The sequence below is a fragment of the Synechococcus sp. H55.10 genome (assembly GCF_047502715.1).
Classification (GTDB): Bacteria; Cyanobacteriota; Cyanobacteriia; order Thermostichales; family Thermostichaceae; genus Thermostichus.
In genome coordinates this window covers 37,680-49,513 of record NZ_JANSJJ010000049.1, presented here as the reverse complement: position 1 = coordinate 49,513, position 11,834 = coordinate 37,680, and the positions used below count along the sequence as shown (strand labels likewise).

General features: G+C 60.3%; 7 protein-coding genes and 1 tRNA gene. 6 read left to right on the top strand and 2 right to left on the bottom strand.

What is annotated here, in order from left to right; genetic code table 11:
- A partial coding sequence (locus NW858_RS04500) for an RNA-guided endonuclease InsQ/TnpB family protein (RefSeq protein WP_414519986.1) occupies window positions 1-1,041 on the top strand: 1,041 nt, incomplete at its 5' end.
- A gap of 186 nt (window positions 1,042-1,227) precedes the next feature.
- Window positions 1,228-1,301: transfer RNA gene (locus tag NW858_RS04495), tRNA-Met, on the top strand.
- 207 nt (window positions 1,302-1,508) lie between these two features.
- Here NW858_RS04495 and ilvB read toward each other — a convergent pair.
- Window positions 1,509-3,335 (bottom strand): biosynthetic-type acetolactate synthase large subunit, encoded by a 1,827-nt coding sequence (ilvB, locus tag NW858_RS04490; RefSeq protein ID WP_414334131.1) that lies wholly within the window; start codon window positions 3,333-3,335, stop codon window positions 1,509-1,511.
- Between the two features lie 177 nt (window positions 3,336-3,512).
- Between ilvB and NW858_RS04485 the strand changes: the two genes are divergently transcribed.
- Complete coding sequence (locus tag NW858_RS04485; RefSeq protein WP_414519984.1) at window positions 3,513-5,141, top strand: phospholipid carrier-dependent glycosyltransferase; 1,629 nt, start codon at window positions 3,513-3,515, stop codon at window positions 5,139-5,141.
- 110 nt (window positions 5,142-5,251) lie between these two features.
- On the top strand, window positions 5,252-6,316 hold the full coding sequence (locus NW858_RS04480; RefSeq protein ID WP_414334108.1) for a Gfo/Idh/MocA family oxidoreductase: 1,065 nt from the start codon (window positions 5,252-5,254) through the stop codon (window positions 6,314-6,316).
- A 250-nt stretch (window positions 6,317-6,566) separates the two neighbouring features.
- Here NW858_RS04480 and NW858_RS04475 read toward each other — a convergent pair whose 3' ends face one another.
- Window positions 6,567-8,408, bottom strand: coding sequence for a transglutaminase domain-containing protein (locus NW858_RS04475; RefSeq protein ID WP_414519982.1), 1,842 nt, complete (start codon window positions 8,406-8,408; stop codon window positions 6,567-6,569).
- 217 nt (window positions 8,409-8,625) lie between these two features.
- On the opposite strand from NW858_RS04475, the gene NW858_RS04470 reads away from it, so the two are divergent.
- Both NW858_RS04470 and NW858_RS04465 read left to right on the top strand, forming a co-directional pair.
- A complete protein-coding gene (locus tag NW858_RS04470; RefSeq protein ID WP_414334112.1) occupies window positions 8,626-9,462 on the top strand; it encodes a sulfite exporter TauE/SafE family protein in 837 nt (278 codons plus the stop codon).
- 245 nt (window positions 9,463-9,707) lie between these two features.
- On the top strand, window positions 9,708-11,765 hold the full coding sequence (locus NW858_RS04465) for a GspE/PulE family protein (protein WP_414519980.1): 2,058 nt from the start codon (window positions 9,708-9,710) through the stop codon (window positions 11,763-11,765).
- Window positions 11,766-11,834: the final 69 nt, after the last annotated feature.

Genomic DNA, 11,834 nt, shown 5'->3' with positions numbered 1-11,834 from the left:
AAGCTTCAATCGCTCTGCTACCGCGCAATTCGTACCCGCTTTGGGCTATCCAGCAACCTGGCACAACAGGTGTGCAGAAGGCTGGCCGCTGCCCGCAAGGTTGCCCAGCAAAAGAATCGTCCGGTCAAAGCGTTCAAGTCTGGCTTTGTGACCTACGATGCCCGCATCTTCTCTTTCCGGGAGAGGGACTGGACGGTGTCGCTGACCACCGTTGAGGGACGCGAACGCTTTGAGCTGGATATAGGTAACTACCAGCGCGGCATGCTGGCGGGTTCTCATCCCAAAGCGGCCACGCTCATCAAGCGCAAAGATGGTTCCTACTTCATCCAAATTGGCGTGGAGCAGGACCCACCGGAGCCACGAGACACCACCGAGGCGATTGGTGTGGACTTGGGTAGGAGAGATATTGCCCACACCTCTGAAGGAGAGAACTGGAATGGACAGCAGTTGAACCAGGTCAGAGACCACTACTCCAGGTTGAGAGCGGCTCTGCAACGCAAGGCCAGTATGGGCACACGCAGCACTCGGCGCAGGTGTCGGGAGCTGCTGCAACGGCTGTCTGGTCGGGAGAGACGTTTTCAAGCTTGGGTGAACCACCGCATCTCCAAGTCCATTGTTTCTAGGGCACAGGCCACCCGCAGCTTTATTGCCTTGGAAGACCTGACCGGGATCCGTGAACGAGTCAACCAACAGCCGCGCAGCAAGAGAGAGCGGCGGCGGGCCAATAGTTGGGCGTTCTACCAGTTGCGGCAGTTTGTGCACTACAAGGCAGCCAGAGCAGGGGTGAAGGTGGTGGTGGTGCCACCTGCCTACAGCTCGCAGACCTGCCATCAGTGTTTGTGGCTTGGGCAACGGGAAGGGAAGCATTTTCGCTGTGTGAACCCGGTCTGCGGTTGGGAAGGGGATGCAGATTTGAACGGTGCCAACGTGATTGCGCTTTTGGGGGTCGCTGTAAACCGGCCTAGAGGCCCGTGGTTGGCTTGCCAACTGCAGGGCTACGGAAAGCCCGCTCCGTACCGCTTAGCGGTCGGAGTCGGGTAGTTTACCCTCACCGTCCAGCTTATCCAAGTGTGACGGGGATCCCTGAAGCCAATACCCACCCAAAACGGCGAAACTCAGTTGACACTCCCACAGCTTGGCCGGGGAGTTCCCACGCAGTCCGGTACCCAGTCTCCCGAGGTGTAGGCTTGCCGGCTGACTGCTGGAGGGGCTAAGCTAGAAAAACAGCGCGGGGTAGAGCAGCCTGGTAGCTCGTCGGGCTCATAACCCGAAGGTCACTGGTTCAAATCCAGTCCCCGCTATACGTGAGCTCTTGCTTGATAGGCTCAAGCGCAGTGGGCCTGGTAAGTACTCTGTGCCACCACCTCTAGCCCCTCTTCCAGAGGTCAGGGATCAGCCTGATATTTGATTTAATTTTGATAATGACCACGAAAGGCGGCGGTTAAACAACGGCGGCCCTTCTCAGAGGGATCCCACCCTCCTCGACCCAATGGCCAGGCCCGCCGGCTCTAGAGCTTGGTGCCGCACTCGGCGCAGAACTTGTGCAGGCTGGGGTTTTTGGCGCCGCAATTGGGGCAGTAGATGAGCTCGGCGGCCTGTTCCAGTTGCCGCTTTTCCGGCAGCCCAATCATCTGGTAGTTGGCTTTGCCGGCAGGCACCATCGGGTAGCAGTTCTCATCCCGCTTGACCACAAAATCGGCCAGCACCGGCCCCTCGTGGCGCAGCATCTCCTGGATGGCATCGTCCACTTGATCGGGGTGATCGACGCGCATGCCCTTGACGCCAAAGGCTTCGGCCAGCTTGACAAAATCCGGCATGCCCGGAGCCATATCCGAGTGGGAGTAGCGCTCGCCGTGGAAGGCCTGCTGCCACTGGCGCACCATGCCCTGCCAGCCATTGTTGATGATGGCCACCTTGGTGGCAATGCCGTACTGGGCCACCGTGCCCAGCTCCTGCATGTTCATCTGAAAGCTGGCATCGCCGCTGATGCAGATCACCTCGGCGTGGGGCAGGGCCACTTTGACCCCCATGGCCGCTGGGAAGCCGTAGCCCATGGTGCCCAGGCCAGAACTGGAGATCCACTGGCGCGGCCCGTTGCGCAAAAACTGCGCCGCCCACATCTGGTGCTGGCCGACATCGGTGGTGTAGTAGGCATGGGGAGCGTGGCGACGAAACGCATCGATCACCTGCTGCGGGGCGATCACACCCTCATAGCGGGGCACCTGCAGGGGGTAGTCCTGCTTCCAGCGCTCGATCCGCTCCAGCCAAGCCTGCGTCTGGCCAGGGGTGTGGGGCATTTTGCTCAGTTGCGCCAACAGCTCCACCAGGACGGTGCGCACATCTCCCACAATCGGCACGTCCGGAGCGCGGTTTTTGCCCACCTCTGCCGGGTCAATGTCGATGTGGATCACCTTGGCGTGCTTGGCAAATTCGTCCAGCTTGCCGGTTACGCGGTCGTCGAAGCGGGCCCCCACTGCAATCAGCAGGTCGCACTCGGTAACGGCAAAGTTGGCGTAGGCAGTGCCGTGCATGCCCAGCATCCCCACCGAGAGGGGATCGTTCTCATCGAAGGCCCCCTTGCCCATGAGGGTGGTGGTCACCGGGATCTGATAGGTGTGGGCCAGCTCGGCAATCTCCGCATGGGCACCGGAGATGATGGCCCCGCCGCCCACGTAGAGCAGGGGACGCTTGGCCTGCAAAATCAGCTTGGCCGCCGCGTGGATCTGGCGCGGGTTGCCCCGCACCGTGGGCCGGTAGCCGGGGATATTAACCTCAGTGACCGGCTGGTAGTCGAACTCTTCCAGGCCCACATCTTTGGGAATATCGATCAGCACCGGCCCTGGCCGCCCGGTGCCAGCAATGTGAAAAGCCTCGGCCACAATCCGAGACATTTGGCGCGGATCCCGCACCACGTAGGAGTGCTTGACGATGGGCAGGGTGATGCCAAAGATGTCGGTCTCCTGAAAGCCGTCGGTACCGATCAAATGGCGGGGCACCTGGCCGGTGATCACCACCATGGGCACAGAGTCCATCATGGCGTTGGCGATGCCCGTCACCAGGTTGGTCGCCCCTGGCCCCGAGGTGGCGAAGCACACCCCCACCTTGCCGGTGGCGCGGGCGTAGCCATCGGCAGCATGGGCCGCGGCCTGTTCGTGGCGAACTAGAAAATGTTTGAGCAGCCCCTGAGATTCGGCTTTGTAGAGCTCGTCGTAGACGGGGAGGATGGCTCCCCCCGGATAGCCAAAGATGTGCTGCACCCCGTGCCGGTGCAGGCTGTCCACCAACGCATATCCACCCGTTGCCACGATGTCTTCTCCCCACTGAGATGACCGGATGTCAAGCGCCCACTCTCAGGAGAGCCGGCGTAGGCAAAGCGGCCAGAAGTTGGCCAACTTTGGTATTTGTATTCAACTCCACAGTCTAGCAGCGGTTTGCTCTCAAATCGCTCAGATTTTCACGGTCGGCTAAAGTAACACTGGGGATCCCCATCGTCGTCTTGTTTGCTGCTGCCCATGACTTCCAAACCAACTCCTTCTCCCAGCGATCCAGAGCTGGCAAGGTCGGAAAGAGACGAGCTGCTGCCGGGTGGTAGGCGGGCCGCTGGCACTTCTTCTGCTGAGGTAGAGACTGTTGCTCCTGCTTTGTCCGGCGTCGGGTCAGAGGGATCGCGGCGGTGGCTGCTATGGGGGGCGCTGGGGATCTTTCTGGTGGGCCTGGGGTTGCGCCTGTGGCGGCTGGACGAGTTTCCGGCTCCGGTGTTCGACGAGGTGTATTTCCCCAAGTTTGCTCAAAATTATCTCGACGGCGAGCCTTTCTATGATGTGCATCCCCCCCTCGGGAAATACTTCATTGCCCTCAGCATTCAGGTGTTTGGCCGCAATGAGTGGGGGTTCCGCTTCGCTACCGCTTTTTGTGGATCCCTGATCCCCTTGTTGCTGACGGGCTTGGCCTACCGCCTCACTTACCACGTGGGCTTTGCCCTGTTGAGCGGGAGCCTGCTGCTCACGGATGGAGTGTTTCTGGTGGAATCCCGCTTTGGCCTGATCAACGTGTATCTGGTGGCCTTTGGGCTGGCGGCCACCATTCTGCTGCTGAGCGGTCTGGAGCGCCAAGGTTGGCAACGGGCCGTCCACTTTGCCGGCTCTGGGATCCTGTTGGGAGCGGCAGCTGCGGTGAAGTGGAATGGCCTCTGGTTTGCCTTCATGTTTGCCCTGCTGGGGATCCTCGTCTGGGGGGTGATCTGGCTGCGCCCGCAGTGGATCCCACGATTGGGCATTTTGATCCAAATCCGCCATCTGCGCTGGTGGCACTATGCGTTCTGCTTCGTCCTCGCCCCGCTGGCCTTTTATGCCATCCAGTGGATCCCCCACCTGCAGCTCAACCCGCAGCAGGGGCTAACCCTGGATTGGAGCTGGACGGGCATCCAGAATTATTTCCGATCCCTGGTGCTCATCAACCAATCCGTTTACGGCGGGCACCTGCATGCCGATCTCGTGGTGGATGAAAACACCCCTGTTCACCCCTACTGCTCCACCAGCTTGCGATCCCTGGTGGCTTGGTTCCCCGTCTTGCGTCCTTGGCTGACCACGCCCTTGGCTTCGGCGGGGGCCTGGTCCTGGCCGATCCTGGGCCGTCCCGTGGCCTACTACTTCAGCAGTCAGGGCGACCTGTGGCGAGCGGTTCATGGCCTGGGCAATCCCTGGCTGTGGTGGCTGGGGACGGGATCCATCTTGGTGCTCGTCTGGCGGGGGATCCGTCGCTTCCACGGCCTGGAAGCCTTCATTTTGATCGGCTACGCGGCCAATTACCTGCCCTGGTTTCGAGTTAGCCGCTGTGTTTTTATTTACCACTACATGAGCGCTCTGGCCTTTAGCACTCTGGCCCTGGCCTGGCTGGTGCTGCTGGGCTGGCAGAGTTATCGCCGCTTCTGGCGCGGGACGAGTATCACGGCAGTAGCCTTGGTTTTGGCATCTTTTCTCTTTTTTTCCCCGCTTTGGTTTGGCCTTCCCCTCAGTCCCGGCGGATTTTACGCCCGCATGTGGTTTCGCCCCACGCCGACCCCGCTCTTTTGCTTTAGCCCCCAGGCCTGTGAGCGAGCACCCCTACGCCTGCCACCCGTCCCCGGCCTGAACTGGATTTGAGAAAGGCATGGTAAGCTTTGTGAAGTTCGTTTCGTGAAATGCTGCCCGCTGTTACCAAAAAATAGGGTATGGTTCGCGAAACCCTTGTGGTGGAGGTATGTGGAAACGTCATGGACCGATCCTGCCCGAGTCCTGCCAACTCTCCCCGCCGTCCACCGGCCTATACAGGGCAAGCTGTCCCGGTTGGGGTAATCGGGGTCGGCAACATGGGCCAGCACCACACTCGCGTGTTCAGCTTGATGAAGGATGTGCGGGTCGTGGGGGTAGCCGATATCAATGTGGAACGGGGATTGGATGTGGCCAGCCGCCACCGCGTTCATTTCTATGAGGACTACCGCGATCTGCTGCCCCACGTAGCTGCCGTGGCCATCGCCGTACCAACGGTTCTCCACCACGAGGTGGGCATGGCCTGCCTAGAGGCCGGCGTCCATGTGCTGATCGAAAAGCCCATCGCCGCCAGCATCAGCGAAGCAGAATCGCTGGTGAACCGAGCTGCCGATTGCAACTGTATTTTGCAGGTGGGGCACATCGAGCGCTTCAGTCCCGTTTTCCAGAAGCTGGGCCAAGTCTTGCAAAGCGAGGAGCCGCTGGCTTTTGAGGCCCACCGCCTCAGCCCCTATTCCGACCGCGCCAGCGACGTGTCGGTGGTGTTTGACCTGATGATCCACGACATCGACCTGTTGTTGGAGCTGATCCCGTCTCCTGTGACCCAAATTACCGCCAGCGGCAACCGCGCCTCTAAGTTGGGCTACCTCGACTACGTCACCGCCACCCTCACTTTTGCCAACGGCGTCATTGCTACCCTCACCGCCAGCAAGGTCACCCACCGCAAGGTGCGCAGAATTGCTGTCCACTGCAAAAATGCCTTGGTAGAAGCGGATTTTTTGCACAACGAGATCTCCATCTATCGCCAGGGATCCGCCAGCAGCAGCAGCGACTACGGACAGATGCCCTACCAGCGGGATTGCTTGATTGAGAAAGTCCACACCGACAATATCGACAAGCTCCATGCCGAGCTGGAGCACTTCATTAACTGTGTGCGCGGGGGCAATCAGCCCTCTGTGGGTGGGGAGCAGGCTCTGAAGGCTTTAAAGCTGGCCTCGGAGGTAGAGCGGATTGCTCTGGACGGATGTGCCTGGAGCGAAGCCAAGCCCCGCCGCAGCCTTTTATCTTAGTCCACCCCACCAACAAAGTCATTTCAAGTAGCAATAAAACAGTTCGTTACGTCGTTATTGCTGGGCAACGCTGTCGAGAACGCGCTGCTCCAACTTCCCTCTCCCTTTGGGAGAGGGGGCGGGGGTGGCTGCCGCAGAGCACTTAGGCGGCCTCGCAGTCGATCCCCTCAGAGCGCTTGCCATCCTCAGGCATGAGGGCCAAACCTGAAGATGTGAAACGTGGCAGCTCGGTCCATGCGCGTTCTCCGTTTCAAATTTCTTCTAAGATGCGAAATTGCACATGGTTAATGGCTAGCTCTCCAATCGAGGCTTGATCGGTGTTGATCGTCTCAAACGGGATCCCTTTGGCGATCTCGGCATGGGTCCAGGGCAGGCCCATAAAGTAGCGCTGCGGATAGGGGCGCTCCCCCCGATCGTCGGGGTTTGACTCCATCGGCACCCAACCCCAACCGGGCAGGTAAAACTCGATCCACACGTGGTTGTATTGGGGAAACAGCGGGATCCCTTTCAGTTCGGGGTGGGGAGGACACTTGTAGCGCCCCACCGTGCGGCAGGGGATCCCATTGAGGCGGGCCAAGGCCAGCAGCACCCCCACATATTCGCCGCAGGAACCAGAGCCACGCCGCAAAACCTCATCCGGCGGGTCGATGCGGGAGGTGACCCGGTAGGAAAGCTTGTCGTAGACATAGGCGCGAATGTTAAGCATTTTGCGCAGCAGGTTGGTCTCGCTGCCGACGGCCCGCCGCGCCGCCTCCCGGACAATCGCAGTGTCCATAGCCAGGTAATCATCGTCCACCAAGTAGCGATCCCGCAGATCCGGGGGCACGGCGGCCTCTTCTACATCCAGCGGATCGATGCAGTACTTGATGCTGTAGAGATCCAGCACCGCCCGCCAGCCAAAGAGGCGCACCTCATCGGCCCCCAGGGATCCCAGCGAAAACACCGCCACCTGTTGGCCGGCTTGCTCCTCCAGCTCAAACGGCAGGCCTACCCAGTGGAGGCTGCGCACCCGTTGGCGAGGGCTGTTGCAGGGCAAGGCAATCCGCCAGACCAAATCGGGCAGGGCGCGCGGCTCTTCTTGGGCAATTTCTTCCATATAGGTCAGCTCCACCCGGTAGCCGTGGGAAAGGGTGTAGGTGGCGCGCTCCCCCAGGCGCTGGGGCTGAAAAACCACCGAACAAGCAATGGCGGGATCCGTGGACTTGCTGCTGCTGACCCAAGGGGGGTCTGGGGGGGGATCCAAGGGCCGCAGGCGCAGGGGGGCCACCCAGGTTTTGTTGCGCAAGGCCACCGACAAGGGATCCGGAGCGCTGGGGTTGTCGTGGATATAGGCTTCTTCGTGGGCGTAGGCCACCCAGAGTTGTCCCCGCCAATGGGCCAAGCCGGTCGGCCCAGGAGAAGGGGTGAGGATGCGGGCCAATTCCCGCCCGGTCTGGCGCTCCAGCACGTAGATCGTCTCTTCCACCCGATCGCTCACCCAAAGGTAGTCTCCCTGTACCGCAATCTGTTCTCGGCCAATCCCAGGGGCGGGCATCTCCTGCACAATGAGCCCACGACCGGGATCCAGGTGCAGGAGCTTTTCCCGTTTGTAGCAGGTGGCATAGAGGTGGCGGCTGCCTGTGTGGGGATCGATCCAAAGGGCGATCCCTTCGATGGGGCAGGGGCACCCGCACACTTGAAAGGCTTCCAGGGATCCCGGTTGCTGCAGTGCGGCCATGGGAATGCGCAAGATTTGCCCCTCCTGCTCCCGGCCACGACTCTGTCCCGCTGGCGCGGCCAGCCAGATCCAAGCTTGCTCCCCCTCTGACTCTATCCACAAACCATAAGCACCTTGGAAAGAATGGACGTGATGGGGGTTGAGCAGCAGGGTGTTGTGCTCCTGGATTTCTACTAAATAGCCCCTCACCCGATCCAGGCCCAACAGGCGCTCTCCCCAGGTGGCCAAGCCTTCCAGAGCGACCAACCCCAGGGGTTGTAGAGGAGCTGCAGTTGCCTGTGGCCGCCCAGAGAGGGGCCACCAAGCGGGCTGGGATACCGTGGAATCCGGATTTTTCTGAGCATCCAGATCGCTTGCCGAGTGGATGGCAACCATGGAGGCTTCCTTGCCTGCGAAGAGGCCAGCCTGCTCACGCAATCTACATTGGCAACAGGCCCAGGCCAGTACGACTGCCAACATTGTAGGATGTGCTCCCTTTTGGCTCCACCCCAAGGGATCCCTGGCCGTTTGTGTTGTCTGCCAGTCCTGCCGGGGACAGAGAATGCTACGATGACAAGCATTTTGTTATCAGCAAGGTCGGGAACCAGAAACCATGGAAAACAATCTGGCCTTGGCAGTTGGCGGCCTGGTGGCCGGGATCCTGGCCGGTTTTTTGGGCATTGGCGGCGGCACGATCCTGGTGCCCTTGCAGGTGAGCTTGGGGATCCCACCAGTTCAGGCTGTGGCCACCAGCAATCTTTCCATTGTGATGACCTCGATGGCGGGCAGCGTCCAAAACTGGCGCATGGGCTTGCTGGATCTGAAGCGGGTCATCTGGCTGGGGATCCCGGCGTTGCTCACGGCGCAGGTGGGAGCGAGCATCGCCAGCCGCATGCCCAGCCATCTGCTGTTGGCCGCCTTCGGGGTGTTGCTGCTGGCCAACACTTACCTGGTGGAGCTGCGCAAAACGGTGGCCACCCAAGCCTTGGAGACAGAGTTCTCGCCTGCTGCTCAAGTGCGGATGTCTCCCTGGTTGGCCCGCCTCCTGACCGGTGGCGCTGCCGGCTTGTTGGCCGGACTGTTCGGCATTGGCGGTGGGGTGATCATGGTGCCCATGCAGATCCTGCTGCTGCAAGAGACGATCAAGGTGGCGATTCAAACCAGTTTGGGGGCGATCGTGATCACAGCCGTTGCTGCCACCGCCAGCCATGCGGGTCTCAGCGATTGGATCTGGAATGGGCTGGGGTTTGGGGACGGCACCATCCACCGGAATGTGCGTTGGATCCCAGGCTTGATCCTGGGGACAGGCGGGTTAATCGGTGTGCAGATCAGCACCCGCACCCTGCCCAAGTTGCCCGATGAAACGGTCAGCCTGCTGTTTCGGGGCTTTCTGGCTATTCTTTCTCTCTACATTTTTTGGCAAGCCTGGCAAAGCTACCGAGTTCTGTGAAGCGATCCTGGTCTGCCCCAGCAGTCAGGACAGGAGTCCTGGTTCCAAATTATCCGGCGTCGCTCCCAACCTTCGGGCCTGCAATTTAGGGGGCGAGGTGGTTTTGAATGCCAGTTTAAGCCCAGCTGGGGCATACTAAGCCCAGAGTGGGCGCACAGACCTGCGTGTCTTCGCCGTTGACCCTTGTAGCCTAGTGCAGTGAAATAGAGACATTGATGTAACAACAGGGTGGGTGGCCCAGCAGCATGAACGACCTTTCTACTCCTTTTACTGCTCGTCGTGGTGGCGTCAGCAAGGCCCTGGCCATCGCCAACGCCAGCATCACCCCCTTTGGCCGCAAGCTAAAAGAGCTGGGCTTTGCCGACGACAAGCAAATCCAGGACATTCAAAATGCCCTCAAAGCCAATCGCGAAGGGGGCAGCAAGGCCCTAGCTCTGGTGGTCAAAGAGATTGCCGGCAGAGAGATCACCCCCGACCTGGAGCGGGCCTACAAGCGGCAGCAGCTCTTTGAGCTAAAAATCATCTACGGGATCCCCTCCCTCGACATCGATCTGGAGCCGGTGGAGATCTCGGAGATGATCGGGCTCATCGACTCGCTCTTGCCCCTCGACATCTGCAACCGCTACAAGTTCTTGCCCATCCGCCGCCAAGACAACCAGGTGCTGGTGGCGATGGTCAAGCCGGATAACCTGCAGGCGCTGGACGACATTCAGCGGCGCTTCCGCATCCAGGGGCTGAAGCTGCAGCGGCGGGTCTTCACCCAGCGGGATTTCGAGGTTCTGATCAACCGCTACATGGACGCGCAGGCGGAGCTGTTGGCCATCAAGGGCATCAACGACGCGGCTGCCGCCCAAGAGGAAGAAGAGGTGGTGGTCAACACCGCCGAAATCGATCTGGACGCCATCGAGGATACTACCGTCGATGAGGCCAGCGAGGCATCCCTGGAGCAGCAGCTCAAGTCGGCAGACGATGCCCCGATCATCAAACTGGCCAACCAAATCCTGATTAAGGCGCTGCAGGACGGGGCGTCGGACATCCACATCGAGCCGCAGGAAGAATACCTGCGCGTCCGCTTCCGCAAGGATGGGGTGCTGCGGCAGGCTTTTGAAAACTTTCCCAAAAAGATCGTCCCCGCCCTCACTGCCCGCTTCAAGATCATCTCCAACCTGAACATTGCCGAGCGGCGGATGCCCCAGGATGGACGGATTCGCCGGGTCTTCAAGGGGCGCAAGGTGGACTTCCGCGTCAGCACCCTGCCTTCCCGCTACGGGGAAAAGATCGTGCTGCGCATCCTGGACAACTCCGCCACCCAACTGGGTTTGGATAAGCTGATCACCGACCCGGAGACTTTGGCCAGCTTTAAGGAGATTGTCAGGCGACCCTTTGGTTTGATCTTGGTAACCGGGCCTACCGGATCCGGGAAAACCACCACCCTTTACTCAGCTCTGGCGGAAGTGAACGATCCCGGCATCAACATCAGCACCGCTGAGGATCCCATCGAGTACTCCCTGCCGGGGATCACCCAGGTACAGGTGATCCGCGAGAAAGGCATGGACTTTGCCATGATCCTGCGCGCCTTCTTGCGGCAAGACCCGGATGTCATCCTGGTGGGGGAAACCCGCGACCACGAGACGGCCAAAACCGCCATCGAAGCCTCCCTTACCGGCCACCTGGTGTTGACCACCCTGCACACCAACGATGCTCCCGGTGCTATCGCCCGCTTGACGGAGATGGGGATCGAGCCTTTTATGATCTCCAGCTCGCTGTTGGGGGTGCTGGCCCAGCGCTTGATGCGTCGGGTATGTACCGAGTGTCGGATCCCGTACCATCCCACCGCTGAGGAGCTGGCCCGCTATGGTCTCAGCCTCAGCGGTGATGGGGAGCAGCTCACCTTCTACAAAGCCAACAAGCTCTCCCCCAAAGAGGTGGAACAGCGCAAGGCCACCGGCAAGCCCATCTGCGAGAAATGCGGGGGCGTGGGCTACAAAGGCCGGGTGGGGGTCTATGAGTTCATGCGCATGAACGACCGCCTGGCGGATTTGATCAACAAAGAAGCTCCCACGGAGGTGATCAAAGAAGCAGCGGTGGAAAGTGGCATGAAAACCCTGTTGGCCTACAGTCTGATGTTGGTGAAGCAGGGCCTCACCACGCTGGAGGAGGTGGATCGGGTAACCCTCACCGATAAAGGATTGGAAAGCGAGCTGAAAGCCCGCGCCAAGGCTCTCAGCACCTGCCGCAACTGCGGTGCCGCCCTGCATGTAGACTGGATGGACTGCCCCTATTGCCTGACGCCGAAGTTTTAGAAAACCGGGCTTGTCACTTGACGAGGCTGAGGTGCCGACTATAACAGTCCTAGACAGGGATCCTGTACC

Excerpts from the sequence above, each read along its gene's own strand:
- NW858_RS04485 (WP_414519984.1), top strand. The coding sequence starts at position 3,513 with ATGACTTCCAAACCAACTCCTTCTCCCAGCGATCCAGAGCTGGCAAGG.
- NW858_RS04480 (WP_414334108.1), top strand. The coding sequence starts at position 5,252 with ATGGACCGATCCTGCCCGAGTCCTGCCAACTCTCCCCGCCGTCCACCG.
- NW858_RS04475 (WP_414519982.1), bottom strand. The coding sequence starts at position 8,408 with ATGGTTGCCATCCACTCGGCAAGCGATCTGGATGCTCAGAAAAATCCG.
- NW858_RS04465 (WP_414519980.1), top strand. The coding sequence starts at position 9,708 with ATGAACGACCTTTCTACTCCTTTTACTGCTCGTCGTGGTGGCGTCAGC.
- NW858_RS04470 (WP_414334112.1), top strand. The coding sequence starts at position 8,626 with ATGGAAAACAATCTGGCCTTGGCAGTTGGCGGCCTGGTGGCCGGGATC.